The sequence below is a fragment of the Shewanella sp. 1180_01 genome, assembly GCF_052850535.1.
This window is the reverse complement of sequence record NZ_VXCT01000047.1, coordinates 1-26,046: the sequence shown is the minus strand read 5'-3', so window position 1 is coordinate 26,046 and position 26,046 is coordinate 1. Positions and strand designations below refer to the sequence as shown.

Annotated in this window: 25 protein-coding genes and 1 pseudogene; 9 read left to right on the top strand and 17 right to left on the bottom strand. The window is 42.0% G+C overall.

Annotated features, from left to right (window positions below; genetic code table 11):
- Positions 1-20: 20 nt before the first annotated feature.
- From pglZ to FW758_RS18970, 8 genes are all read right to left on the bottom strand, one after another.
- The gene (pglZ, locus tag FW758_RS19005) at positions 21-2,066 is read right to left on the bottom strand and encodes a BREX-1 system phosphatase PglZ type B (protein WP_446446221.1); all 2,046 of its coding nucleotides are present in this window, start codon (positions 2,064-2,066) and stop codon (positions 21-23) included.
- Positions 2,053-3,741, bottom strand: coding sequence for a DUF262 domain-containing protein (locus tag FW758_RS19000; RefSeq protein ID WP_259506666.1), 1,689 nt, complete (start codon positions 3,739-3,741; stop codon positions 2,053-2,055). The genes pglZ and FW758_RS19000 overlap by 14 nt, the downstream gene beginning before the upstream one ends.
- Positions 3,742-3,761: 20 nt before the next feature.
- On the bottom strand, positions 3,762-7,178 hold the full coding sequence (locus FW758_RS18995) for an Eco57I restriction-modification methylase domain-containing protein (protein ID WP_446446220.1): 3,417 nt from the start codon (positions 7,176-7,178) through the stop codon (positions 3,762-3,764).
- Between the two features lie 173 nt (positions 7,179-7,351).
- Positions 7,352-10,825: a BREX system P-loop protein BrxC gene (gene brxC, locus FW758_RS18990; RefSeq protein ID WP_446446219.1), complete on the bottom strand. Its 3,474-nt coding sequence runs from the start codon at positions 10,823-10,825 to the stop codon at positions 7,352-7,354.
- Between the two features lie 9 nt (positions 10,826-10,834).
- Complete coding sequence (locus FW758_RS18985) at positions 10,835-11,380, bottom strand: BREX protein BrxB domain-containing protein (protein ID WP_432322585.1); 546 nt, start codon at positions 11,378-11,380, stop codon at positions 10,835-10,837.
- Between the two features lie 3 nt (positions 11,381-11,383).
- Positions 11,384-12,145 carry a hypothetical protein gene (locus tag FW758_RS18980; RefSeq protein ID WP_432322587.1) on the bottom strand — a complete coding sequence of 254 codons (762 nt, stop codon included), beginning with the start codon at positions 12,143-12,145 and terminating at the stop codon, positions 11,384-11,386.
- A gap of 226 nt (positions 12,146-12,371) precedes the next feature.
- A complete protein-coding gene (locus tag FW758_RS18975; RefSeq protein ID WP_432322588.1) occupies positions 12,372-12,665 on the bottom strand; it encodes a hypothetical protein in 294 nt (97 codons plus the stop codon).
- A gap of 119 nt (positions 12,666-12,784) precedes the next feature.
- Complete coding sequence (locus FW758_RS18970) at positions 12,785-12,946, bottom strand: helix-turn-helix transcriptional regulator (RefSeq protein ID WP_446446218.1); 162 nt, start codon at positions 12,944-12,946, stop codon at positions 12,785-12,787.
- Between the two features lie 195 nt (positions 12,947-13,141).
- Here FW758_RS18970 and radC point away from each other — a divergent pair, with 195 nt between their 5' ends.
- The 8 genes from radC (at position 13,142) to FW758_RS18930 (ending at position 17,558) form a co-directional block, all read left to right on the top strand.
- The gene (gene radC / locus FW758_RS18965) at positions 13,142-13,648 is read left to right on the top strand and encodes a RadC family protein (RefSeq protein ID WP_432361200.1); all 507 of its coding nucleotides are present in this window, start codon (positions 13,142-13,144) and stop codon (positions 13,646-13,648) included.
- Positions 13,649-13,695: 47 nt separating this feature from the next.
- Positions 13,696-14,058, top strand: a complete 363-nt coding sequence (locus FW758_RS18960) for a hypothetical protein (protein ID WP_115334774.1) — start codon at positions 13,696-13,698, stop codon at positions 14,056-14,058.
- Positions 14,059-14,195: 137 nt separating this feature from the next.
- The gene (locus FW758_RS18955; RefSeq protein WP_446446217.1) at positions 14,196-14,576 is read left to right on the top strand and encodes a type IV toxin-antitoxin system YeeU family antitoxin; all 381 of its coding nucleotides are present in this window, start codon (positions 14,196-14,198) and stop codon (positions 14,574-14,576) included.
- Between the two features lie 145 nt (positions 14,577-14,721).
- Complete coding sequence (locus FW758_RS18950; RefSeq protein WP_446446216.1) at positions 14,722-15,135, top strand: DUF2787 domain-containing protein; 414 nt, start codon at positions 14,722-14,724, stop codon at positions 15,133-15,135.
- 141 nt (positions 15,136-15,276) lie between these two features.
- The gene (locus FW758_RS18945) at positions 15,277-15,837 is read left to right on the top strand and encodes a tyrosine-type recombinase/integrase (RefSeq protein ID WP_446446215.1); all 561 of its coding nucleotides are present in this window, start codon (positions 15,277-15,279) and stop codon (positions 15,835-15,837) included.
- A 145-nt stretch (positions 15,838-15,982) separates the two neighbouring features.
- A complete protein-coding gene (locus tag FW758_RS18940) occupies positions 15,983-16,705 on the top strand; it encodes a lecithin retinol acyltransferase family protein (protein ID WP_446446214.1) in 723 nt (240 codons plus the stop codon).
- 287 nt (positions 16,706-16,992) lie between these two features.
- The gene (locus FW758_RS18935; protein ID WP_011920070.1) at positions 16,993-17,277 is read left to right on the top strand and encodes a CopG family ribbon-helix-helix protein; all 285 of its coding nucleotides are present in this window, start codon (positions 16,993-16,995) and stop codon (positions 17,275-17,277) included.
- On the top strand, positions 17,265-17,558 hold the full coding sequence (locus FW758_RS18930; protein WP_076500099.1) for a type II toxin-antitoxin system RelE/ParE family toxin: 294 nt from the start codon (positions 17,265-17,267) through the stop codon (positions 17,556-17,558). Before FW758_RS18935 ends, FW758_RS18930 begins: the two co-directional genes overlap by 13 nt.
- A 142-nt stretch (positions 17,559-17,700) precedes the next feature.
- Here FW758_RS18930 and FW758_RS18925 read toward each other — a convergent pair whose 3' ends face one another.
- From FW758_RS18925 to FW758_RS18890, 8 genes and pseudogenes are all read right to left on the bottom strand, one after another.
- Positions 17,701-18,378: an inovirus Gp2 family protein gene (locus FW758_RS18925; RefSeq protein ID WP_259506688.1), complete on the bottom strand. Its 678-nt coding sequence runs from the start codon at positions 18,376-18,378 to the stop codon at positions 17,701-17,703.
- Positions 18,379-18,580: 202 nt separating this feature from the next.
- A pseudogene (locus FW758_RS18920) lies at positions 18,581-19,681 on the bottom strand (DUF3987 domain-containing protein).
- A complete protein-coding gene (locus FW758_RS18915) occupies positions 19,668-19,916 on the bottom strand; it encodes a DUF3987 domain-containing protein (protein ID WP_446446213.1) in 249 nt (82 codons plus the stop codon). The pseudogene FW758_RS18920 and the gene FW758_RS18915 overlap by 14 nt, the downstream one beginning before the upstream one ends.
- Positions 19,917-20,183: 267 nt before the next feature.
- Positions 20,184-20,396 carry an AlpA family phage regulatory protein gene (locus FW758_RS18910; protein WP_113939558.1) on the bottom strand — a complete coding sequence of 71 codons (213 nt, stop codon included), beginning with the start codon at positions 20,394-20,396 and terminating at the stop codon, positions 20,184-20,186.
- A 146-nt stretch (positions 20,397-20,542) separates the two neighbouring features.
- Entirely contained in the window at positions 20,543-21,598 is a 1,056-nt protein-coding gene (locus FW758_RS18905) for a hypothetical protein (RefSeq protein ID WP_446446212.1), read from the bottom strand.
- 426 nt (positions 21,599-22,024) lie between these two features.
- Positions 22,025-22,855 (bottom strand): type VII toxin-antitoxin system HepT family RNase toxin, encoded by an 831-nt coding sequence (gene hepT / locus FW758_RS18900; RefSeq protein WP_446446211.1) that lies wholly within the window; start codon positions 22,853-22,855, stop codon positions 22,025-22,027.
- Positions 22,856-22,982: 127 nt separating this feature from the next.
- Positions 22,983-24,218 carry a tyrosine-type recombinase/integrase gene (locus FW758_RS18895; RefSeq protein ID WP_446446228.1) on the bottom strand — a complete coding sequence of 412 codons (1,236 nt, stop codon included), beginning with the start codon at positions 24,216-24,218 and terminating at the stop codon, positions 22,983-22,985.
- Positions 24,219-24,931: 713 nt separating this feature from the next.
- The gene (locus FW758_RS18890) at positions 24,932-25,138 is read right to left on the bottom strand and encodes a DUF3955 domain-containing protein (RefSeq protein WP_446446210.1); all 207 of its coding nucleotides are present in this window, start codon (positions 25,136-25,138) and stop codon (positions 24,932-24,934) included.
- A gap of 146 nt (positions 25,139-25,284) precedes the next feature.
- On the opposite strand from FW758_RS18890, the gene FW758_RS18885 reads away from it, so the two are divergent.
- Positions 25,285-25,761 carry a hypothetical protein gene (locus FW758_RS18885; RefSeq protein WP_446446209.1) on the top strand — a complete coding sequence of 159 codons (477 nt, stop codon included), beginning with the start codon at positions 25,285-25,287 and terminating at the stop codon, positions 25,759-25,761.
- 141 nt (positions 25,762-25,902) lie between these two features.
- Here the strand turns inward: FW758_RS18885 and nadS are convergent, their stop codons facing one another.
- Positions 25,903-26,031: a NadS family protein gene (gene nadS / locus FW758_RS18880; protein WP_446446208.1), complete on the bottom strand. Its 129-nt coding sequence runs from the start codon at positions 26,029-26,031 to the stop codon at positions 25,903-25,905.
- Between the last annotated feature and the right edge of the window lie 15 nt (positions 26,032-26,046).

Genomic DNA, 26,046 nt, shown 5'->3' with positions numbered 1-26,046 from the left:
CCAATCCTAAATTATCAACGTTATATTTTTACTTTCTTAATCTTTAGCACTGGCGTTAAGCACTCTTGTAGGCTCAAACCACCGTGATTGTAGTAATCCCCACCAACATAACCTGCAATGCCAGGAGCCATCGCAACGGTCACACTTGGGTTCCAATGCCAAGGAACCGTTAACCCAGATGAGCTCATATTGTCTTTTAAAATAGCACAGCGTGCTAAGCGCTTTTTAACCGATGTTTTAGGGATACTCGCCTCAGCCAATTTGTTTGGCACCCAAAGCCAGCCGTGATCTGTTACCACCTTAATACGCTTCCATCCCGCATTGAAAAGCCCTTCTATCCGAGCTGCAACATCATTAAGCACAGCATCAATATGCAATGGCATTTTACGTTGTTGAGCATGTCCCATGTTGTCGAGATCGCCCGTTTGTACCCAGGCATAACCATTGGGTTCACCAGTTTCTAAACCATCTAGATATTGCCAACCTTTTTCGGCTAAGGCTTTTTTAAAATGATAAGAAGAAAACTCTGACTCGGTACCTAATAGAACAGGTGTAAAGTTTTCATTATCTTGTAAGCCCGACAATAAATCAGCCACCGGCGTAACCGCAGCTTTAGCCGTCGCAGTTAACGATGGTAGTGCCGCCCATTGGGTGGTTAAATCGATATTAAGACCAAGCCTCCTTAACTTAACTTCTAATAATTTCGCAGTATCAAAACGCAAACCATCAACAAAAAAGATAACCTCACTGCCTACTGTGTAATGTGATGTAGATTCTTTAATTTGATTATCCCCAGGGTAGCCATTTTGCTCCACCAAGGTTTGGAAATTCAATGTTACCAGCTCTAACCAAGGCGTATAGATAACCGTTAACACATCAGCAATCACTTCTTGCTGGTGGATATCTTGCGCCTTAGCCATGGCGGCAATGGCCGAAGCATCAGCTTGCCAAAATCGTTCTTGGTAAAACTCTGCCATAGCTTGAGGTGTTGAACCACTAAAGGGGATTTCTGTATGCTCAAGCACAGCTTTTAACTCAGCTAATATTGCTAGCCATGGAGATAAACCTAATTGAGCCCAAACCCAAGATTGGCGCTGGTGTTGTTCGCTCCATAATCGAGTAATAACCGCAGCAATATCAACACGCATCTTATCTTTTAGCGCTTTAAGCTCGCTTTCAATCATAAGTTCGTCACGGTTATTCTCAAATAGGTAATGCTGCGCCTCAAACGCTAAGCCTGATGGCTCAACGTCAGTTAAACGCTTAACCAGTAGAGGGAGGTTAGATGCGGTATCAATAAAGCGCTGCCACACGCTTTGCCAAGCCCCATCGGCTTCACATAGCAGAGTTAATGGGATATTCAGTTGAGTCAGACTCGGTGTAAAACCGTAATTCTGAGCGCAAGATTGCTTGAAAATGTCCCATTTATTGCCTTGCCATTGGGACTCTTTCTCTTGGGGATTATTCAACCAACCCAAAATATCCTTAGCAGGATCATTTAATACAATGGCATAAAACTCATCCGCGGTGAGTTTCTTACCTTGTAAACGGTCTGCCGGTGATTCAAGAATATCCGGTAACACCTGAATTATCGCATCCAAGGTTTTTTTATCTTTAGCTAAATCCAGGCCTAAACCGACATTGGGATTGGTCAGAAATGACGATACGCTCCAATCACGGCCAGCCGAATTATACGCCCACCAGCAACCACGATATTGAAGCTCTGCTAGCGGACGAAGATAATCAGGGCACTGCTCAATAGCACGTAAATCTTTACGTCCTACTCCAGGTAAATAGATAATTGGCGTTTTACCAAAAGGTAATTGGCAATCATCTAACATCCCCGCAATGGCGCACTTAATCCATATTGCAGGGCCTGTACGCTCCTCAGGCTTATACTCGCCAAGCTCAATCAACTCAGGCAGTTGTTGTTTGATAAACGGCATTGCAGACTGCCACTGCTTATCAATATCTGTCCATAAAATTGCCGCTGGAGCAACTTGCACAGCAGAATTGTAGGTAGCAGAGTTGCGGAGTTGCTCGATTAAATAATTAGCGATTAACATCTAAATTCCAATGCTGTTTACAAATTTCAACTAACTCAATTTGTCTATGGTTTAACACGTTTGGCGTCCACGTAGGCTCTTTAAGTACTTGGGTCGTCAACACATACGAAGACACACCATTCTTACCGCCAAAATAAGCCGTTTTCTTGCGATCAAAATCAAAGTTAGAAGCTTGTGAGTTTCTTCGTTGTGTTAACGGTACTAGATTAGCTAAACGATGAGTCCAGGTTTCTCTCTCTTCAGGATCTGGCCAATTACGTTCCCATTCACTGCTTTGCTCTACTGTTTGCGGTAAAACATGTTCAATAGTCAGCACTGAATGATCATATTTTGCAGCTCCATCAGAAAGGAAAGAGTCAACTCTTAAAATTAAGTAGTTCCTTCTACGAGCAGTCAAATGGTAAACATTGCCGTCAATCGATGAGATAAACTCTTTAATTTCATCCCCCGTTAGATTCAATGATGCAATATCCGAAGAAATCGTTTGCTCTATTTCAGCAAGCACTTCCCCATAACGTTCTATACGTTGGTTGATATTGGCCGCGCATACATGGAGCTTGGCTGCTAGACGTTCTAATTTAAAAACAAAATCTAAAACTGCATCACTATCTAAACCAAATTTAGCGATATAACTAATTGCTACGGGCAGCCAATCTGAGTTATCAATTCTATTCAACCAATAAAGCTTTTGATTAATATCACCTGCATTAAGCGTTGACTGATATGCACAATCACGCGCAATTAAGTAAGCATCTGCAAAGGGAGAGATCACATCATTAATTAATACTTCTGGATGAGGCGTTTTGGTAAGAACATGCTCTTTGAACTCTTCAAGTAAAGCACGCTTAGCCTTAGTTTTCGCGTAGATCATGCGAATATAAGTAAGGAGGTCATTTAAACCATCCCTTCCGGTTTCGACCTCTATCGCTTCCCATTTATCATTAAACTGATCACGCTTTAACTCTGTTATCTTCCCAATTGCATCAGCTTTAATCAGGTCAGATGGTAACAAATCTAAGCCACGATTATTGAGTACCGAGAACACACGAAATGCTGACTGTTGACTTGGTGACGTTACAGCAACCAAAAAACAACGAGTCATCAAAAATACCCCAAACTCGATTAGATCATCTTCTGTTCTAAAACTTTTACGAAGATTATTCTGCAATAACAACGCATTCTTGCAAATATTAATCTGTGACTCATTTGCTAACATAGCCTCATCAAGCGCATTAAGTTCTTTAAACTTGAGCGCCTGTACTGTATTGGCAAAAAATGCTCTATCTCTCTGTCTCAGTGCTAAACGAGGTTTTGATGGAATACCTTGAAATTTCTTTCCTGGTTCCTGAATATAAGAAAAACATTCACTTCTTGCTTCGTCATCATCAACTAAGGAAGTCAGTGCAGCTATCAATATTGTCAGAGTGGTAAGTCGTTGCTGACCATCAATGACTATTGAATGAGGCTTACTGTCCTCTTTCACCAATACAATACTGCCTAGAAAGTAACTTTCATCCACCTCATGGCGATAAAAATCATACAGATCATCAAACAGTTCACCTGCTTGCTCTGTCGTCCAGGCATAAGGTCGCTGATAAGGAGGGATCTCATAGTCGAAATCTGAACTAAATATTTTTGACAGGGCATATTCTGCCCCTGTTATATTTTTAGACATCCTGTTGTCCTTTTACGTCCCTAGCCGCTTTTTTTTTCAGCCAGCGTTAAATGGTGATCGTTGATGCGATCACCTTCTTTGCCGCCGTACTCTGGGCCAAGATGAAACCAAGGTGCAGAATCGACGTCGCTGCCGCGATCTTTTTTCCAATGGATATTTGGTGCCGCACGTAATACCCCAGCGCCTTTTTTACCCATATCTTGGGCGTACATGAATGGACGAATATTTAAGCGTACCCCATCGTTTAAGTCTGGGTTCCAGCCAATAGGCTGTTCGGCTAAAGATTTCCAGCGCACGAAAATATCCAAGCCTTTGTCACCCGCTAAGATTGCCTCGAGTTGTGTCTTTAAGTTTTCAGCGGCAGATAAACGAATATCAGCACCATCGATACCATCGGCGATACCGCGTTTTTGGGTACTGATCCAATCATCGAGGTAAGTATAAATAAGACGTTCAAGGCCTTTATAGTCCAGCTTGTGGTAATTGACTAATGCCGAAAAACCATCTTTTAAACCATCCCAAATCTGCCAGATGAAAGGCCTATGTTGGAACAGCTTACAATGCTGTTCAAAAAATTTATCACGAAGCCAATCATCTATGCTGGTGGACTTCACAGCCTTAAGCAGCTTAGCCTCAACCGAGTTTGACCAGGCTGAGCCATAGGCTTTTTGTAATATTACCTCTACACGTTTAACCGCATTCATTTCACCACGAATAGCCGGGATACAAACAATGCCATCGTCATCGACTAGTCCATTAAAGTCAGCATTTTTTAGCATCACCTGACGCATTTCAGGTGCCAGTTCCATGTCTTTGTCTAATTCAGCAGGCCATTGGTAGCCGAGTAAGCGGGCGACGGCGACTTGCAGTACGGTATCATCCTGGCGCGGGTTGCCTACAGCAGTAGTTTTGGTTTCTTCACTCCAAATTACAGATTCACAAGGGTGACCATGGAAAATCCATTGAGTCGGGTCGTCTGTATAGGGTTGCGGGAGGCCATTTGGATATTTGTCTTCAGAAAGACTTCTCCAATATGAAAGATCAATAGGAGCTTTCACTAAAGTTTTATTAGTCACAGCTACTTTACTATCAAGTAATTTAATTTCTTCTTTAAATGTGCTTGATTGAACATAGCAATAAATAGCTTCTGTATCACTTTTATCAATTGGTGAAATAACAGCTGTACTCTTATCAAAAAGAGATTCGTGATATAAGCAACATCTAAGCTCACCAACAGGCGACACTAATATTCCTTTTTTATTGTGAGCCAAAGCTCCAGCTAGTATTGCTTTACCGGCTTTTGCACGTTCATGAAGCTCACCATTTCCCTTTTCCCAGTAAATAACACTATCCATACCACTCCAGTCACCTACACCAGTAATAGATGTTTGTACAAATTCCCAATTAGCATTTCCAAATGGTACCTCCCATTGTTGCCTCATGAACATTTGAGAATCTTTTGTACCAAGACCGTGCACGCCATCTGAATACTTTTCTAACAAAACTTTATTTAGATCAGAGTTGAAAACAAACCTGTAATCTGGTTTTTCTAGTAAATTACTCTGTAAAAAAACCAATGGCTTCATTGATTTCAAAATAGTAGATTTTAACTTTGCAGAGTTTAATTCGCTTACATCATAAACATTGATATGGTTTGGAGTCTCAGATTGCAAGGAGTCCACGTCAATCAAAGATACTGACACCGTCTCACCAGATATTGTTTCAAAAGCTCTAGTCCCTAACCTGGCATAAGACACTAAAGTTCTATTGTTTAAAAAGCTGCACCTAAAGTCTTTGTAGCCCGTAAGCTGAAATACATTTTGAGGTAAAACTATTGAAGATTTTCCGGACGGAGCAAGTTTGAATGCCCTACAAGTCATTACTGCTGCAAGGTCTCTTCTAGCATCATAGTAATGTGTCTCAATAAATTTAGTCAATTTTAAAGATTGTTTACCTCTGGTTAAGTAGGGGACGTTTGTTACTACCCACTGATACTTATCAGCTAACAATCCAGCCGCCATGGCTAAACCTTGCGCGGCAGCTTTAGCATCGCTACTCGCATCAGATTTAATAGTTATCGCTTGTTGTAGCAATTCCCAAGGTGGAGTTTGACCTTCATCTAGTGATTTAGTTGGATCAATCAAACTACCCAGAGTTGATGAATCTTTAAAGGTATGCTGCATCCAGGTGATGGCATCAGAAAGTGCTTCATCACCCTTAGCTAAATCTTTCCACTCTTTTTGTGCTTCAGTAGTCGACATACCCGAGCAAGCCAATTGCAGCTCAGGCAGAACACGATAACCACCCGCCCCAGGATATCGCCATGCTTCAAGCGCTAAGGCAAACGCAGCTAACTCCACACAGCGTTGGTCAAGCTCTAGGCCATGGATGTTATCTTGCAATACCGCATTCACCGCCTCTTTAGCCGTTAAGCCTTCAAGATACATGCGCATTGGAACTAGCATTAAAAAGACTGCCACTAAGAAGTGGCCAGAACCACAACAGGGATCGAGGGTTTTCAGCTCGCTTAAATGCTCAGGCCATTTGTCAAAATCACCTGCAGCACTCTTCCAGCTGCCCTCATTCTGTTCGCTGTCGGCACTTTTATCTTCGCTGTAGGCACCTTCATCCTTAACAAAGCGTAGGTACTCAAGTGGAACACCAGGAATAGCGGCCAATTCACGCAGTTCTTGTTCGCTGTTAGCGCGGATTAAATCATCACTGCTTAAGCGGCGTTTAGCCCACCAGGCACCTAAGGCATTATCGAGCAAAAAGCTGACCATATAGGGTTCGGTAAATAACTGGGTAACTGGACTTAACTCTTTAGCGCCTATCTTTACCCCAGACTCATTCACCTGCTTTTTCTTTTTATTTTGCCAAAACTGATAACACCAACCCAGGCTGTCTTGGGCTTGGAAAGTGGCTAAATCTAACTCTGCGATGAGATTTTCGAGAGTATTGATATGGTTGATGGATAACTTAATCGCAAATACTGGTGAGTCGGCACGAAATATTTGTGGCAACATTTTTTGTGCCAAACGCCCTGCCAGCTCCCAGCCGTCTTTGCAATCGGGTTCTTCTTCGGCAAGCTCGTTGCACTCATCCAGTGTTACCGGGGTGCCTTCATACATGAGTAGATTATTTTGCTCAAGATAACGGGCAAATAACATACGATGCCAATGCTCGTAGGCCATTTCATTAACCAGTGACTCGGTTTCTTGCTCGCTACCCTCGAGCTTATCGCCTAACTGGCGAGCATGGGCGCGCAAAGTGTTGCGCAGCTTACGCTCATCATCGGATAAATAGCTGGGTGCCTGGGCATCAGCTACGCCTAGTCGTGTTAGTGCATCTGTGACTGCGGCTTCAACCACCTCGCGAGCTTTTTCAACTGTCGTCTCTAATTTTTTACGTAATGCTTTATCGAGTGAACTGCGCATAGTTATCTCTTAAATTTGTTAGTCACAATTGTCTTGCCGCTAGTGTTTAGACTCGATCAATTAGTTATTAGTCATCAACCGTTAGCCATATATGTGATAAACCCTTGCTTGTGTGATGAACACATATAGCAAGGGTGAGCGGCTAAATACGATATAGTAAGTAAATGCACCATTTAAGATGGCACAACAGGCCCCTTGGCGAGCTCTGCTCGTAAATCTTTTTCGACTTTGTCCAGCCAGTTTTGTAGCTGGGTTTCGTCTTCGATTAACGGCTTATTGAGTTTGTAATACCTGACTTTTGGTGTCAGCTCACTGATGGCATCTTTAAGTACTTGGTCGAAAATACTCGGTAGCGCTGCAGTTTTATCACTCCATTGCTCGAAATTGATCTCATCGAGCGAATCGAATACGCCTGCGGCATCACTCACATTGACTTCGGGTAATTTATCAAGATGACGTTTTTTCAAGAATTCATTGCGTTTAGTTTCATCCAGTTTTTGCCAGTTTTCATCTTCTTCTAGCTCGAGCATGCAAGCTTTATGCTCTTGCTGGTACTCGTTTAACCGACTCGTTAGCGTGTCACGTAGGCCATTGACCGCTTGCTTGAGTAAGGTATCCACTGGATTTGGATCGTCTAACAAACTGCGATTAGCGATAATCGCTTGGCGCTCTTTATCTAGGGCAGTAAAAATACTTAAATCTTTGGCATACTTAAGTGCGAGTTCAAAATCACTCCAACGCGCTTGGCGAGCTTTAACTTTATCTGCTAAAGCCTGCCAATCTGCAAAATCGCTAAGCAATTGTTCTTTATTATCGAACACCTGTTGTAACTGGTCGTTACCAGAATACATCTCTAAATCAGTGAGCAATTTAGTACTAGGCGCCATAGGTAATGGTGCTTCACCGCCAGCACGACGAGCAAGGTTACGAGCATTAATAATGGCTTGCGGTAAATTGGTTGCTTCTTCACCTGCATTGCATGTTTGATCATGCAAAGTACTAATGACCCCACGCACCTTGATTAACTGTACTTTTGATAACGTGACATTTTCTGGGCGGAATTTTGTTTGCGATATAGAAGACCGGTCTAGTTTTTTAGCGTCTACCGCTCTCTCTTGGCTGTCGGCGGCGCGTAAAACATTGGCTGCTACCATAGCAAGTAGTGCACCATCGATAGTATCTTTACTCCAACCAAAAGGCGCTTGGCGGAAGTTATCGACAATATCTTTGCCTGGCTTCATTGAACCAATAAAACGTTTTATTTCGGCACACACTGGGTGTTTGTCAGCATCATCATTATGGCCAATAGCTTCGAGAGCATTGGCATCAGCATGCTTACTCGCACGCTCAAACACTTTAGCCCAGCCTTTATCATCGGCCATTTTAAATTTATGGTACAAGCGCTGGCAGGCGATTTCACCGGCATTTTGAATTTGATCTTTTAGATTTTCACCTTCAACCTCTTGACCACCCGCTAAGCGAACTTGAATTTGCGAGAAGATATCTTTCAGCAATGCCTTTTTAGTTCGCTCGGCATCCCGTAAGCGAGTCTCCATGGCATCTTTAGCTTCTTTGCCTGCGTCGGTAGTAGCACCACCACGAATGTCTAAGGTGTTCTCTGCTGCTTTAAGCGAGACAATTGCCGCTTGTAATTCACTACGGTGCGATGTCGGCACATGAATAAAGATGGTTGCCTCATCAGGATCGCTACCCCGTGATAAATCATTAAACTGCTTCTCTGTTACTTCTGGTACCCAAGCGCAGATTTTTGTATTTGCATCTTTAGGTAGTTCACCCTCAAAAATCGCCGTGATCATGCGAGGCTCTGCAACACTGCCTTGGATAATGCGTGCTTGAGCAATTTGCTGACGTACATAAGTTTGAAGTTCTTTAGAACGGTATGACTCCAGCATTTGTGGGTTACCGATTAAATCAGATTCCTGACGGCGGAATTCATCGTACCAGGCTTGGCTTTCAACCGTTTGTAAGCGGTACTCTTGCCCTACTGTGGTTTCCATCGACATGATCAAATGCTCATCCTCGAGCACTTTTAACATTTTCGGTACGATTGGGCGCAGCTTGTGTTTATCTTGCTGTAAATCTTCTAATAATAGATCCGCTAGGCTGTCTACCGTTGAATGAATGCCATATTCAATATCACTCGGGAGCTTACTAATGAGTAAAATAAGTGCTAATAAGCGACCTTGTAATTGCTCATCTTCATTACCCGCTTTTTTACGGCTAATGGTTTCGTAAATATCTTTTGATATCACACCTGTTTGTAGCAAATTAGTCGCAATTTGGTCGTATATAAAATCTGCGGGGACCACATAACCTAACTCTTTTTCCGCGGTATTTTTAACAGCCTCATGAACCACACGTAATTGATTGCGTAGTTGAGAGCCAGTACCGGTTTTATCTAGTGCGGGAAGAATTCGCTCCCAAAAGCGACGACGGACAGGTAATAGTGGATAGTCTTTTACCATCCATTTTTCATCGTCTTTATTGTGTTCGATGGTACTACCACGCAAATGACGTGATATTTCACCTAGGTTGTTATCAATAACTGATTGAACTTGTGCTTCTGCCGAGCTTTTCTTTTGTAGAATAACTTTACGGATCACTGAATCCACGTCGGTATCTTCAAGCTGCACCGGAACCTGGAAACGGCCCAATAAACGTTGCAAGTTAGACATACCAGATAAGGCACTTTGGCCTGTGGCGATAAACAGTAATTTAGATTTTAATGCACTTGCACCACTACAGGTTTCTACCACTTCTTGTACATCAAACGCTCTCTGGGCATCATCACTGATGTACTGCTGTACTTCATCTAGCACGACAAGGGTTAACGGTAGCTCACCATCGTTAGATATTGCATCGACTAAAGCTGATACCATTTCGTCGTTGGTCACATCTTTTACAATAATATATTGAGAACGGAGCATCTCACGTACTTCTTTGGCGTCTGATGCAAAACCTGGGATCGCGCCTAATATGGCGGTATGTAGTATTGGAGATACATGTAGATTTTTAAGCTCTTTGTCCCAGCTATCTACACCGTCTTTTGCTTTAGCGTGAGTTTTTACATATTGTTGTACTTGAGCTAATACGCCTTCTGCTTTTAACCACATAACAAAACGTGCGAGATGATACTGCTCTGGTAAACCGACAGATTTAAAGATAATGCCAAGAAATGCCATACGCACTTGATCACGTACACCTGCACCGAGAGTGCCAGATGCGGCATGTAAACCACCGTGATTAATGGCTAGTAATGATAGCTCATCAAAATGTGCGGCAATGTGAGGAGGTAACTCCACAACACTGCGTGCATTGCTTCCATCATTTAGCGTTTGGTTAGTCCATAAAGTACGCAGCATTTTTGCTAAGTGAGACTTACCAGAACCAAAGAATCCACTAATCCACACGCCTGGTTGTTCACTGTTGGTTTTAACCGCATTTAAGTAGTGACTTAAAATGCTGTCCATGCCTTTGGCATAAGCACCATCACACACGAAGGTTTTTAATTCGTATTCAAGTGTTTCTAATGCTGCTTTAGAGTGATCGTCCTTGACTTGTGCGACACCATTGTTAGCTAAACGACTATTGATTGGATCGTTTATAAAAATTTCACGGTTTAACATCCTTGATCCCTATGAATTAGCTGAAATTGCGGTGGCGTGATATCCCCAACCGTCTTTTGCATCTAGTAATTGAAAATTATTGTTATGCACTTCGCCTGGGAAAAATATCACCAAGCGTCCCTTTACGTGTTCTGCTACGGCTTCAACAAGCCCTGATACTGAAGCAAAACCAAATAACGTACCGCAGCCTAACATTGCGATGACTTCATTTTCATCTTGGTCATCGACAAACTGTTTTGTAAGACGTTCAACGAGTTCATGAGCAAAATCACCATAAAGGCCTGTAAGGTACTCAGGGTCTTCAAAATAGGTTTCTTTGTAATCTTGTTCAGACATCCATGTTTCAAAGCTGTTGGTTAAGTCCAATAGCGTCCAAGGGTGACTATACTGCGTAGTGGCCTGTTCAAACTCGCCTATCCGGGCTCTTAGTTTTAGCTCATCTTCTTTGTGATAAACCAAAAAAATGGTTCGTTCATCCGCAGACACAGTTGATGGCCATGGAAGACTAATATGACTTTCATAGCTGTTTAACAGTTTTGATAATCTATCTGACATTACCTACACCTTAGGTATTTCAATATTTGGAAACGTGACTTCGACCACTTCACTGGCTTGCTTGAAGTTAATCAGTCCTCGAAGCGATGCGCTATGCGCTAGCTCAAAAAGCCTGGCTTTATCTTGGCTTAACAATTTGCACCAAAAGCTGTCAAACATTCTCTGGCCAGATAGGCCATTACAATGCGCGAGAAATAATGCATAGGCAACATGGATATAGGTAACTTTTGGCATCGCGCGATATTTTTTTGCTTTACCGGTCAAATAACCTGCTTGGGTCCAAGTACCATTAATATTCTGAGCAAATGATTTTAGTGAGGCAGGGCTGAAGCGTGCGGGATCATCTTTGGCCAAATGAGCTTCTACTGTTTCACGGGAAATATGTTCACCAGGCTCAAGGTTTAAGATCAGCTCTGCTGAGCCTCTTAATATAGGATCTCGTGCAACAGCTAGCTGTAATGCCAAGATGGCATGCGCATCTTCTGATAACGCCCAAAATTTACGTAAGATGTTGAACAATGGCACTTCTAATGAAAGTCCATAAAGATCAACTAGATGACGATAAGTTAACTTGCGAGATTTTTCAGTCGGCTTGTGTAAAATATTGAACTCGACAATATCTCTTTCATAGTCTGGACGCTTCGAATTTTCAGGACAAGAGAACAACAGTGTTGATAATTCTTGAATCATCATACTACGCGCTGAATGTGCACCATTTTTGCCAAATTTAAAGCCAATTTTGACAAGCTCTTCTGATTGTTCCATACGAAAGAGTAAACCTATGTTTTTCTGAACAAAACTTGTTCAAACTTAATGATTTAATTACTAAGTATCTTATCGCAATTAATATTAAAACTCAGCAAATAAAGTCTATCAAACGGTCTATTCGTGCTCAAATGCTAATTGGCAGTTTGAACCTCATCAGATCCCCCCATTTTCTATGGTAGGAATGTGAGATAAACATTAGCACGGTGAGTTTGTTGGTGTGATCTTAAGAGTGTGCTAACAAATATCGTCTACAGTATTCAAATGAAGTAATTAATGTAGCGTTTTCAAGTGGAAGGTGGCTTTCCATATTTCTATCAGGCATTCGTGACGTCACTCTCTCAACAACAAATGGTTGTACTCCCATTTCTAAGCGACGTTTATTTACTGTTTCCTGATACTCAACAGACATAGGATTGATACCATGCCTACGATTGTAAGAATCACTACCGCTATCATAAATGAAATCATACTCTTCAGGGAAAAGCTCCATACGCAGTGCACTCAGTTTGTCATCCATAAATATTTCTCAAGTAAATCAACCGAAAGAAGATACTCTCTTTTAATCAGTATCATGATGAACAATTGTAATATGCTAGAAACGCTCATATGTTGTTCATGATCACACAACCCATACTCCTATTTTTTCCAAAATCCATTTCTGTATCTCACCCTCCCCCATGCAACGGTCCTATCACCTGATACTGACTTAGGAATAATACCTTCATCAATATATTTGTAGATAGTTGAGCGAGAATGGCCGGTGCAACCGATAACGTCTTTTAGTCTTATTAGTTTCATGATGAGGTCCTGGTAGTTAATCTCATTCAATAACCAGTGACGGTATTTTTAAACTTGCAGCGCCTACTTTAAGCATGGTCTTCGCCATCAATTGAACCCACGCCCGAACGCATTTCCCAAACATCCAATTCGACATTTTTTTAGATATATATCACTCCAGTGCATAAGCCCATTAATGCTTTCAAGGAGCCTGATATGTCAACAAAAGCGATACCCACAAAAGCTGAACCTAACAACTCAATAGACCAGCCGATCAACCAGTGGCAGCAGACTGCCGAAGCGATCCTAGCCTCTGCCGCCAATATCATTGCCGAACGGTATGTGAAGAAGGACGCCTATACCAACCCTCAGGCCACTAAGGATTTTTTAACTTACAAACTGGGCGGTTATGAGCGGGAGGTGTTTGCGGTGATGCTGCTCGATAATCAGCATCAATTACTTGAATTTAAAGAGTTGTTCTTTGGCACCTTAGATGCCGCCAGCGTCTATCCCCGAGAAGTGGTTAAAGCTGTGTTGGCCGTTAATGCGGCGGCGGTCATCTTTGCCCACAACCATCCATCCGGCGAGTCTGAACCTTCGGCTGCAGATAAAAACATCACTAAACGGTTAACCGACGCACTGGGACTTATTGATGTGCGAGTGCTTGACCATATTGTGGTTGGCCGTACGCCAGTGTCCTTTGCTGAGCGAGGCTTACTTTAGCCCCGCATTCAAGCTGCTTTTTATCACTCCCAATTAAGGAGTTCAACATGATTGAATTTACCGACAGCTTTTCGCAGGCCTGCGTTGCTGAGGCCTGCGCCGCGTTTCCAGAACTGCGTAACCGATTAGTGATTGAGTTGATTTTGCCGATGTTTGTGCGGCCACTTAATGCCATGGGCCAAGTGATTGGCAAGCCAATTGTGGCACCTAATCCAAAGCTGCATAAAACCGTATTGAGTGTGTTTCACCGTGATGTGGTTGAGCACTTGCCCAAGGAGATCAGCTTTTGCCGCTATATTTGCCCCTGTGACACTTATGGTGTGCCTATGGGTGAATGGCAACGGGTGATCAACGGTGTGTACTTTAACCATGGCAGTAATGAGCAGCCCAATTGGAGCGTCCATACCTAATTTTGCAAACCGCTACCTACGTGTCATCTAGTCCACTAATCACTTGTGTTAGCCACTTGTATTTATAGCTGTTTTAGCTCGCCAGCTAACAAGCAACCCACTCCCAAAGTTTCACCCTTTCAACCATAGAGGTTCCTATGACAACCCTAAAACTTTTCGATATTGAGCACGCCTGGGGTCTACCCCGTAAAGTATCTCCCCGCTTTGGTGCGAGACTGATTTTGCGTGGTCTGCATTTGGATTATCTCAATGACAGAGCAAGTTTTGTCGGTGAGTTTTCCCCTGAAGTACACAAACGCTTCAATCACGCTTTCCCAAAATTAGTTAAACAACTTGAGCGATTAGTCGTCATCGGTGAGATAGATGCAAGAGAGCAGCACTGCGTAACCATTGAGTACCATGACTTTACCTGTGAGGCCGATACATTAGGCAGCCATGGTTATTTATATATTGCTGTCTATCAAACCGCTGACAAACCACTAGCCACATTAACACACAGCCCTTCGATAACCTTGTAACACCAAAGCGCATCCTAAATACCTCATCACGCTCCATCAGACTCGTTTCACGCAATTTTTACCCCACCAGCAAACACAGCAAGAGCCCAGGAGTTTTAGCTCCTAGGCTCTTGCGTGTGCGCGTAAATCAAAGAAGGAATATCCCATGAAGTTAATCATTAACCGTAACCAACTGCCAACGATGCCTAATCGCTTTTACCAAGTCATTGAAAAGGAACTGGCTAACGTCGATCCAAAAGATGCCAATGCGATCACGCTCAATTTTAGAGTTCCAGATTACAGCGCCGAAGCTGGTGGCTTTCATCCCGTTGAAGTACGACTAGAGAAACAGCAAGATCACTGGCGTTTCGTCTACATCACCGACTTTGCATTTCGCGGTCATCCCTTCCCTGAACTGGTTAAAGATATCGATCTCTGCTTTAACAGCAAGCAGGTCTATAGCCTGTTTAGCGGTTGGATTGGGGAGCGGGAATCACAGGGGCTGATTAAGTTGTTCAGCGATAACCTTGTCAGTTACCACCAGATGGAAGTCTATCAAGTAGAAGTGAGCTTGGATTAACCCGCATCGTTATTTCAATGTTGTTGAACGCCTGCAAGTTCCCGTAACCATAAAACGGGAACACTCAACCCCTTTCCTCATGCGGATCTCAACAACGCAAGTGCCCAAAAACACGCTATAGCAAAAAAGAGGAACATGACCATGCCTGAAGTTCAAGCCGTTAAAGATCAAGACACCGTTAAGCTTATCAGCTACCTACTGGAAAGACAGTTTAGCCAGCAACTGGCCGATGTGTGGAATATCGGCCTTAATCTCGCCCTGCGGATCTCTGACTTACTCTCGATTAAGTTCAGTGATATCCACGGCGATAGACTTATCATTAAGGAATCTAAAACCGGCAAAATTGCCAATATCAAACTCAACCAAAAGACGCTGGAACGGATACAGCGTATTGCGCGCGAGCATCCTAACCATATCTATCTGTTTCAGTCCTACCGTAATCAACGGGCGAAGCACATTAAACCCGCGCCTTTATCGCGCCGCTATATTTGCCGCGCCCTAGCGATGATTGGTGAAGAGCTCAAAATCGCCTTAGGCACCCACTCAATGCGTAAGACACGAGGCTATCTGCTGTATCAACAAACCAAAGATATTGGCCGAGTAATGAAGATGCTCAGGCATAGCGCCGAAGAAACCACCCTGCGGTATATCGGTATTGAGCAAGACGATATCGATAAAGACTTTGTCGAGTTAGAAATCTAACCCGCGCTTATCAGTAATGGATAGCGTCTCATTTTAAATCCTCACACAGCCAACTGACTATCAACGCGAACACGTACAGCCTTACCAAGGCTGCATGGCGAAATAGCACGTCGCAATGATAGAACCTTGGCTAAGGAAAATATTCATGCAAGTACTACAACCTGGTGATCACCTCGTCACCAATATCGATTTTCTTGGCTTAACCGAACACCATGGCCTGTATGTTGGCCATGGCAATGTCATTCACTTATCTAAACAGGGCATTATCGAAGAAATCGATCTGCAGCAATTTGCTGGTGGTCATAAGATCAGAGTGAAAAAGTCCAGCCTGTTTCCCCATCAAGCTATTGAGCTTGCACGCAGTCAACTGGGTCACAGCCCATACGGCGTTGCCACCAACAATTGCGAGCAATTCGTCAATGAATGCTTAGAAGGGAGCAGCACCTCCAATCAAGTCAGTAATCTCACTCACGTTGCCCTGCAAGGCTCTGCCAGAGCAGGCTTACTGGGAAGTACTGCTTCAAAGCTGGCCACGGGAACCGTCGCAAACGTCGTGTTAGCCTCTACCGCCGCTAAGATGACTGGCGAATACCTAGGGCTACCCGACAACCTCAACACGCTCCTAGGGACGCCAGGGGATCTTGTTGCTAAGCCTGCAGAATGCCTACTAAAAGGCACTGCGCAAACCCTCAGTGACAGTTACGATTGCTTAAGCCAAGGAGAAATAACTGATGCTGGGATCAAGCTTGTCACAGGCAGTTTAGAAACTGGCTTAAACACAATGTTGACTACTGCAGAAGTGGGCATCAATGGCGTAAAGGCCGGTGCTGAGCTGATATCCGATGCATGGCATTGGCTAAGGTCATAATACTTCTGCGACGGTATTGAGTGCTAAGTCACCCATTAGCCAAACCCTTTAAACGATAGTGGCACAATTCGCCGCTATCGTTTTTACCCCTCTTACCTTACGCTGATGATTCACCTGATACTTAGGTAATATGTGTCCCTGTTAAGCGATACAAATTATCATTCTAATATCCTTGAGCTTATGGTGTTACTAGAGCAGACGAGCAAACCGTGTAATCATTATTTTTTTGTACAACGTTATGCTAAGGTATTACCTAGTAGTACTAAGCATTACCTATGGAGTAACAGATGAGCACAATCAAACCCGTGTCGGTTAAATTAGATGCCGATATTAAAGCCAGAGTCGAGCATTTAGCCGAAACGCGTAAACGTTCATCACACTGGATGATGCGTGAAGCGATCCGTGAATACGTTGAGAGAGAAGAGAAGCGCGAGGCGCTGCAGCAAGAAGCGTTACGCGCATGGGAAGAGCACCAGACATCAGGCTTGCATGTCACCGGTGACGAAGTGGTGAGTTGGCTGGAGTCCTGGGGAAGTGAAAATGAAAAGGCTGCCCCTACATGCCACAAATAATCTTCACCGCCACTGCATTACGTGATTTAGAGCGCTTACGTGAGTTTCTTCGCACTAAAAATCCCCCCGCCGCACAACGCGCTGCCAGCGCCATAATCAATACCATTAGAAAACTGGAAAGCTATCCAGACATTGGCCGGCCTATCGATGACAATGACTTTAGCTTTAGGGAACTGCTGATTGACTTTGGTGATACGGGTTATCTGGCAATGTACCAGTATGATGGCGGTGAACGATTGACCGTATTGTGTATCCGTCACCAAAAAGAAGCCGGATATTGATAGAGATGGATCAGCAAAGAGGTCTTCGCATGGATGAGCGATTATGAATATACTGCTACTCTCAATAAACACAAAAGCAAGGGATTTGAGCCCCTTGCCCTTTACTTTCCTATTTGTACTAGCAGCAATCGTACAAAGTAAGTTAATCATCAACTTGTAGCCTACCCAATAATCGACTACAGCCATAATGACGACGTCCATCACCATAGGTCTTACTGTCAACTTTGGCAAAGTAACTTAACCGCAGAAACAACGCACGTAAAGTATGGTTCAGGTGAATCCGACCACGCTCTAATAGATAGCAAGGCGCTTTGGGAAAGTGAACTAAGCCTTGTGCTGCAACAACATCCAACGCTAGCGCACTCGCCCAAGCTTTAACGATTCGGTTATACAAATTAGGTCTACCAAGTTCAAATACACCTAAACTTCTATAAGCATTGCCATTAAAAAACAAACAAAGATGGTAATGTGATCGGTTAAGTTCCCCGGTTTCCTGCACCCAGATATACAGTACTTCACTTTGATGCACAAATCCTTCAGTATTTTTACACTTTGCATTATAATTTGCGTTAATTTTCGCTTTTAGAGATTCAATAAACCGCGTAACATAACGGTTATTATCGGTGTCAAAATAGTCAGGAAATCTCAAGTCAACTCTCACAGCGAAAACCTTTGCATACCTATTTAATGCGTGATAGATAACGTTAAAGTTATTGTGCAAATACTCCCCATAGACTCCATTTTTAAATTGAAGAATTGGCAGTCCACTAAACTCTTTGGCATTTAATAAGGTTAAGTTTCTATTGTTATACTGAGACACACCATACCAACCTTAAAGTTATAAAAATAACAACCCTAGATTATCAATATAATATTAACAACCTAGGAGTCGCAGCAATTGAAAACAAACGAGCCCCTCACAGAACAAACAGTCTGAAATAAAATATGCTCGTCAAGAAGCAGATGTCAAAACTATACAATATAAAAACCAACTCTGATTTTATATGCAGAAAACAATCAAGCTACACAGGACCATTTTGATTGATATTAAACAGGTTCATATCACGTTCAAAGATAATTCTGTCATAAGGAGCTCCAGGATACAAATCAATAACAACCGTGGTATTATAATCAAAAACATCAATAAGTCTATTCGATAAAAGTTCGTTCAACGCATCATTTAAATTCTTGCTTTTCCTTAACATAGGAGGGCCAAGTTGTAAGACCTTATTCTTTTTAATATACCGATACCCTCGATCACGATATGAATTTAACCATAGAGCTAGCTTTTGCCCCAGAATGACCTCCATAGGTGGTGGGCAAAAATTATTTAAAAAGTGAAAAGAGTAATAGCTCACCAAGTCAATTGCTGTTCTTAATGACTCAACTGATATTTTAGAGTCAAAATTATGTTCAAAATAGTGAATATTTGCTGCAGCTCTAGCAATCATTTCTGCTAGTTTTGAACCATGATCTCTGGCATTTTCGTAAATTCCCCCAGGAGCCATTTTAAATTCAATATCGTTAGATATATTTAGCAATAAATCTATCGCGTCATCTGAAAATTTTACTATTCTACGTTCCATTTATTTACCCTCTAGTAATTCTTCTATTCTTTGATTGAATTGATTGATAAATTCTTTCTCATACCTGATCCCATTGGTTTTCCGACCACCGCTAAGAGGCATTGGGAAGCACACTAAAAAGCGAGAAAGATAACCATTGCCTCTTACAACATCCTGTGATTTATCCATAAATCGTTTCAATGCTTGAGGCTGGATCATGATATGTGTAGTTAACCTAACACCTGAAAGCGTATAAGAATCTGTTGTTTTTCTTGCAACAGTGACATCATCTCCACTCCAAATGGCATTAAGCACAGGTGTGTTTGACATTAAGGCACTATTCATTAGCACACCGCCCTCACTTGACCCAAGATACGCATGTGGTGAGTCATTCTTGAGTCCAAACGTAAGCGCCGCTATCGTACTATCCTCATACATAATTCTGAAAGCCTTTGGCCGTTGTGGTTGTTTTGCTTCATGCTCGATCAACTCTTGTAAAGGATCATTTATTTCATTTACTTCACTTACTTCATTTTCTGTGTTCCTAGATTCCTGCATTTCTGAGCAATCTTTTTTTAAGCGACTTGGATTTAGCATCATGTACCTCTCTCAAAATCTCATACTTAATTAACTGTTCTTTACAAGATAATTCACGCTTTTTTTGGTAATTTTTAATCCCTGCCATTAATAAATTTTCAACCGTAGATTTTCGCTCACCTGAATCAGCACAAGTTAATAAGTTAAGCGAGATTGGACAAATCTTCCCTGTTGGTAGTTCAACATCTATATGCACCTGTAAGGCGGTAGAAATAGCAGCAAGTGCTGTACTGGCAATTAAGGGATATGCTGCTTTAGTAATTAAATAAGTTTCAAGTATCGTATTACCTAACAGAGTACCTTCTCCTATTCGAGGAAAAACTCCATTAGATACTGGAAATGTAATATATATATTTTTATTATACCGCCGCGGAGGTAAGTTTTTATTTTCAAAACGTTAAGACATATCAGTTTTCCTTTGATAATAAGTAATAGGATTAGTGAACAAAAAATCTTTAATCCATTACTGAACTCTTATTGATTTAAGCCATGCTTCAACCTCACCGAAATACCAGCCTACCGCTCTGGCACCAAGTGTCACCTTTTTAGGGAAAGTCGGATCGTATCGCGGAGAACGCGGGTTTTGTTTGTCATAGATAGTAGAGCGTGATAATCCAGTTAACTGAATAACGTTAACAAGTCTAATAATTGAATAGCTAGGCTGATTGTCATTCATAGTTGCCCTCATCGGTTGTTGAGTTGGTTGATTTCAGGCAACTTTATACGAAAAACAAGGATAAAATAGGAGGGTAAAGGAAGGTCGACTCACCAAGCAATAAGTAACACACTGAAAATATTAGATTTACAACCTCTCCAAATCATTTATTTTACTTTTAGATAACGAACCAATAACTCTCCATACTTGCAGTTTTCGTGACGAAATCCGCATGTTCCCAAAAACTCGACCACTTCAGAACTAACTTTATTATCACAATCACTTTTAAAAAATTTGCTAATTCTAAGTGCTTCAACTAAAAATGGAAACTGGCAATTAGGGTATTTATCATTAGATGCAACTGACGCATGAGAACCTTTTATACCACCAGGTTCTGCATTAATAAAAAATGCGGCTGACTCTGCCATAGTCTGTTTATAACCAAGCTTATTTTGCAGTATTATTGCCAATTTATTTGAGTTTATCCACTTGTTGTTTAGAGCTTCAAACAGTAAAAAACCAATCACAGCCAATTGATCAAGCTTGGAACGACCACGTAATTCAGTGGGAATATAATAAGGACTATCATCAGGGATAGAATCTAGATCATTGTGTATAAATTTGAGAATATCTGCCTCATAGACAGCTAATGAATCGAAGGTGACATCAAATCCAACTATTTGATTTAATGTACTATTATCTTCAGCCCAATGTTCAACAGTTTTATGGGTAAATACAATTTCGCTACAAGAGACTGAAATCAAGGCTGAAGGACTCAGCATTGAATAATCTTCAATCGAATTCATATTAGGCTTTAGGTTAATTTCTGGAGCTAAAATCAACTCACCACTCGTGTCAAAAGTCATTATCACGCTTAACAAGTTGATTGTTAGTCTTTTTTGTGCAATAAGCACTGGAAGATCTACTGCTTCAAGACAACCGTAGCAGACCCTATTTATTTGCTTTACCTCATTGATTAAATTACTTTTATTTTTAATCTGTTGTGTCATATCCCTGCAATGAGTTACTTTATTTGCATTAGATAGGATTTCCTTCATTAAGTCCTTTAAATGATACTCATCCTGTCCACGTTTGATAACCCACGCATTCTTATTATCAGGCACCCTGAAAAATATCGGCCTACCCTTATCCATCAAAAATTTTATGACAGAGGCGGTACTTTTATTCAAATTGACTGACGATAGCTGAACCACTCTTTCCATAGACTTATATCCTTAACTGTTTGCTATTTCTGCTACTAATAGCAGAAATAGCAAACAAGGTCCCTGTGTGTCAACCTAAGCCTGAGCCAATTGATTTTGAGATAACATATAAATCAGGGTACTCAGGATAACGAAAATACCAAAATCAGCCACCGCAGCCGATCCCAAGGTTGAGCCAATACTCAAGCTGGAAAAGTGGGGACTAGAGTAAACATGAAGAAATCATTGAATGCAGTAAGGCTAACTTGTTGAATGGATGTTTTGACTAGGCAAAGAGTTAACAATGCTAAACTTGATGGCAACACAGACGAGAGCTTAAATTCAAAAGTGTAATAAACACAAACACCCCAGTCTTAGGTTTTAAGCAAACAAGTTCACTTTAGTGATTTTCATTTTTAACTTATATAAAAGCCAAGAGGGCCCCATTTAGCCCTTCTTAAGCGATAACCATTCCAACCCCTGCTCTGCAAAGGCAAATAATCTATCGCTATAACCTTGAGAGATCACACTGCGGATGATCTCAGGGTCAATATTCAAATGATCATGTACCAGTGCATTACGCAGGCATATCACTTTACGCCAGTCATTTAACTCATCGGCTGGTTGTGCACCTCGTTGACACAGGATCTCAAATGCTTGGTAAGCATCCTGCGGACTATATCCAGCCAGTGCTTTAGCCCAATGTTTTGCAATGCAAATGCAAGCTTCAATAGAGACCTGTAGTATTCGCTCTGCTGCTCGATATTCGAGATTAGATAAGGAACGCTGGCTAACTAATTGACGTAACTCTCCAAACTCGGCTTGGTACTGGCTAAGGCTTAAACTCAATGACGTGATATAGGCATTATCCAAAATAATAAAGTGGCTTGGGGCTGAATAATCGAGTTCCATTTGCGACATAATGCGAGACTTTTCTTGCATTCTTCGACCTTCATCTCGACTAAAGATAAGTTTGTTGGCATTAATGATTCCGAAAGCCAGAGGGATAGGTGCTAGATTGATATCGACAACGGAAAGCTTCCCTTCGGCTAGCCCCAATGCCCTTTGCCAATCCATAGCGAGCAGTTCGGCTCTAATACGAGTATCAAGCACACTGTCCGCCTTTACCGGGTCGAATGCGACGGCTAAATCCCAATCGCTATGCTCGCTAGCATTTCCTTTCGCCTGCGAACCATAAAGCCATAATACCGCCACCTCAGAATGGCTTGCAGCTAAAGCGTTTAGTTGGTGCAAATGCTGGTTCTGGTCAATAGTCATTGGCTTGGCTTTAGGTTAGTCATGAAGTAAGAGTAACAACCCTGAGTCGGACTTAACAGGTTAGATTCGTTTGTCACGTCCCCTAACCTTTTGACTCAGGGAGATAATCTCTATTCGGACTTACAGGTCATGCCCCTAATTTTCTTGAAGTAGCTGTTACTGACAAAGAGCCAACTGCTGCAGTGGCAATATGGTTGCTCCACCACTCCATTAACTTGGTCCGTCGCTCTAGGTAGGTCGTGCGATTATAGGCACTGCGGATTTGGTTTTTATCAACATGGGCTAACGCTGCCTCAATAACATCACCATCAAAGCCTTGCTCGTTTAAGGTAGTACTCGCCAGTGAGCGTAAACCATGCCCCGTTGTTCTTCCCTTTAATCCCATTCGCCCTAATGCTTTGTTGATGGTTTCAGGATCTGTGTGCTTTTTAGGATCTTTAGATGATGGAAAGACAAATTGGCTCTGTTCACTAATCGGCTTAACAGTTTCGAGTATCGCGAGAGCATGCTCTGTAAGCGGGATAATATGCTCACGATTCATTTTCATGCGTGATTCAGGAATAGTCCAAAGCTTGGCATCAAAATCGATTTCTTCCCAACGGGCTCCGGCCGCTTCATTTGGCCTGGTCATTGTGTGCAATTGCCATTCAATCAAACACCGGGTCGTTAACAATAAATTGGCGTTTGCAATGGTCTGCAACAACTCAGCTAGCTCTGCTGGTTTTAATGCCTTCAGATGCTCCACTTTGCTTTTTCTAAAAACTTCTCGAATACCTGACAACGGATTGGCATGAATGTAACCAGAGTTAACCGAATAGTTCATGATTTCATTCAGTAACTGAGCGGTACGTTTAACCGTTTCAAGATGCCCCTTCTGTTCAAGGGGCTTGAGCGCGGCAATGGCTATAGGAGCCGTGAGTCTGCTAATCGCAATACTCCCCAGCTTAGGGAAGGCATACAGCTCAAGCTTGCGCCAATTACCTTCAATGGTTTTAGCCTTAATACTTCCCTGCTTTGAGTCCATCCACATTTGTGCAATATGCTTGAGAGTTTGAGCGTTCTCTGTTGCCGCTTTTAATTTGTTTTCAACTTTAAGTAATTGGGGGTCGATGCCTTCGGCCAAATGTTTTCGCGCTTCTAGTGCTTTATCTCTCGCCTCAGCTAAGGATACGTCAGGGTATGAGCCTAAACCAAAATAGGTGGGTTTGCTGGTGGAGGGGCGTATGTATCGAAATTCCCATGTTTTCCCTGCTGTGCGCACATAGAGATAGAGATTGCCACCATCTGACAATCTATAGGGCTTTGCTTCCGCTTTAGCATTGAGCACCGCTTTTGCAGTCAGCTTATTTGTACTTCTTCCCATACCGTTCTCCTCCCTCAAATTAAGCCCCAAAGTAATGCTTGATTTTGGCATTATTTCGCACTCTAAAATCAAGCATTACTTATCACTGAATAAATTCAGATAAATCAGGATATTGCCAAGTTAAATCTGGGCTATAAAATCGAGAAAATCAAGTAAAAAAACGACATAGAAAATGGGTATTTTTTGAAGTGAAAAGTAATGCATAAATTTGCCAAATTTCCTTGGCATTACTTTTGGCATTACTAAAGATTTCGGATGCTGTAGGATAGTATTAAACAATATAGGATGGTAAGTTATTGATTTTTATAAAATACAGATAAGAAAAAAGACGCCCTAGGACGTCTTTAAACTTGAATTTGGCGGTGAGAGAGGGAGTCGAACCCTGAACTATGCATGCCGAGTACGCTTATGCCCTTGTTTTTACTTCTTATGTTCAAAACTCAACCGGTCAATCTAGGACAGTTATGCCCCTTATTTGGTCCCAGTTTGGTCCCAGAAATTTGGGAGCAAACCTGCTAAGTCTGCTCCTTAAAATTGAGTACATACAAATCAGCCTACGATAAACTTTCGCATTATAAAAACTAATAAATAAATCGGATGCTATTATCAAGCCATACAAACAGTTTGTGCGGGCGCCCAAATTTTCCCAGTGTATATCCTTAGGGCACAATTGGAGAAAAAAGACGAACTCAGCACGTACCAGAAAGCACTTGTTAGGCGTTAGACCCTGTTCGCCGCTTGTTGATAATTAACCGAAGTAATGCAACCAGGCTGAGTAAGCCCCCTAAAAATAAGAGTAGAAAACCGATCGGCAGCAGGCCGAATGGCTCGTGTAACATCCCCTTCTCATCAACTGAGGAGCCGATTAAGTTAAATATTGCAAAACAAGTAATTCCACCTGGGCCAATGCTTTGGGACACTAGGTTAGATTGGCCTTCTGTTATTGACGCAACGAATGAGAATACATTGTTCTTTAAACGTGCTAAAAGTCATTTTCAGGAGATAAATAACACCGTAATATCAAAATAAATGAAACATTATGTTTGCAGCGGCTTAAGGAAGAGTAATGGATCCACTATCACAACTGTTTGCAGCTTATCTGCACACCGTAAGCAATAGTATTGCAGGGGTGTATCTCGATTCAATGAACACCACAGTAACGACACAAAGCCTAGTGTACAACGACACTACCATTCGATTTCAGCACCAACTCTGGAATGTCAGACCTGCAAGCGTTTGTTCTGATCTTGAGCAACAAGCAACACCTTTCTCCAAATGCACCCAACAAGCCAAGGCTATGTTTACCGAACTTTGTACTCAGTTATCCAGCATGGAGAATCTGAATCAGAAAGGGCGAAGCTTATCTAATATGTACTGCAATGCATCAATTACTTACAAGCCGATGGTTGCTTATATCAGCGAGCCAAAGCATAAGTCTGAACAAAAGTTAAAAGAACAAGATTGTAATTTGATGATTTTGAAAGCAATGCAAGATAGTAGTGCTGAAGTTCTAGAACAGAAGGACGTTGCTTGTTCGATTTAAAAGCTGAAATTTTTACAATTAACTTATATGTGGCCAAATTCACTATGCCACTATAGTTTTGAGGCCAGCATGAATCAGTCTGTCCTAGAGCGATTCACATAGGGGGAAATTCAAAGACCCAAGAAGGGCCTTTGAATAATATTAGTGAGCGGCAAGTGCTGCGTATATTTTAGGATCTTCTTGAATCGTCGCAAGCACTTTGGCTGCTAATCCTGCTGGGTTGCGGCGTTTACCTTCCCAGCTTTTAATTGTGTCTAAACTGACCCCCATCGTGGCAGCAAATTA

Coding starts and splice junctions, on each gene's coding strand:
- FW758_RS18935 (WP_011920070.1), top strand. CDS start 16,993: ATGAGCACAATCAAACCCGTGTCGGTTAAATTAGATGCCGATATTAAA.
- FW758_RS18905 (WP_446446212.1), bottom strand. CDS start 21,598: ATGGAAAGAGTGGTTCAGCTATCGTCAGTCAATTTGAATAAAAGTACC.
- FW758_RS18960 (WP_115334774.1), top strand. CDS start 13,696: ATGATTGAATTTACCGACAGCTTTTCGCAGGCCTGCGTTGCTGAGGCC.
- FW758_RS18885 (WP_446446209.1), top strand. CDS start 25,285: ATGGATCCACTATCACAACTGTTTGCAGCTTATCTGCACACCGTAAGC.
- pglZ (WP_446446221.1), bottom strand. CDS start 2,066: ATGTTAATCGCTAATTATTTAATCGAGCAACTCCGCAACTCTGCTACC.
- radC (WP_432361200.1), top strand. CDS start 13,142: ATGTCAACAAAAGCGATACCCACAAAAGCTGAACCTAACAACTCAATA.
- nadS (WP_446446208.1), bottom strand. CDS start 26,031: ATGGGGGTCAGTTTAGACACAATTAAAAGCTGGGAAGGTAAACGCCGC.
- FW758_RS18895 (WP_446446228.1), bottom strand. CDS start 24,218: ATGGGAAGAAGTACAAATAAGCTGACTGCAAAAGCGGTGCTCAATGCT.
- hepT (WP_446446211.1), bottom strand. CDS start 22,855: ATGACTATTGACCAGAACCAGCATTTGCACCAACTAAACGCTTTAGCT.
- FW758_RS18950 (WP_446446216.1), top strand. CDS start 14,722: ATGAAGTTAATCATTAACCGTAACCAACTGCCAACGATGCCTAATCGC.
- FW758_RS19000 (WP_259506666.1), bottom strand. CDS start 3,741: ATGTCTAAAAATATAACAGGGGCAGAATATGCCCTGTCAAAAATATTT.
- FW758_RS18995 (WP_446446220.1), bottom strand. CDS start 7,178: ATGCGCAGTTCACTCGATAAAGCATTACGTAAAAAATTAGAGACGACA.
- FW758_RS18980 (WP_432322587.1), bottom strand. CDS start 12,145: ATGGAACAATCAGAAGAGCTTGTCAAAATTGGCTTTAAATTTGGCAAA.
- FW758_RS18930 (WP_076500099.1), top strand. CDS start 17,265: ATGCCACAAATAATCTTCACCGCCACTGCATTACGTGATTTAGAGCGC.
- FW758_RS18985 (WP_432322585.1), bottom strand. CDS start 11,380: ATGTCAGATAGATTATCAAAACTGTTAAACAGCTATGAAAGTCATATT.
- brxC (WP_446446219.1), bottom strand. CDS start 10,825: ATGTTAAACCGTGAAATTTTTATAAACGATCCAATCAATAGTCGTTTA.
- FW758_RS18945 (WP_446446215.1), top strand. CDS start 15,277: ATGCCTGAAGTTCAAGCCGTTAAAGATCAAGACACCGTTAAGCTTATC.
- FW758_RS18955 (WP_446446217.1), top strand. CDS start 14,196: ATGACAACCCTAAAACTTTTCGATATTGAGCACGCCTGGGGTCTACCC.
- FW758_RS18940 (WP_446446214.1), top strand. CDS start 15,983: ATGCAAGTACTACAACCTGGTGATCACCTCGTCACCAATATCGATTTT.
- FW758_RS18975 (WP_432322588.1), bottom strand. CDS start 12,665: ATGGATGACAAACTGAGTGCACTGCGTATGGAGCTTTTCCCTGAAGAG.
- FW758_RS18970 (WP_446446218.1), bottom strand. CDS start 12,946: ATGAAACTAATAAGACTAAAAGACGTTATCGGTTGCACCGGCCATTCT.
- FW758_RS18910 (WP_113939558.1), bottom strand. CDS start 20,396: ATGAATGACAATCAGCCTAGCTATTCAATTATTAGACTTGTTAACGTT.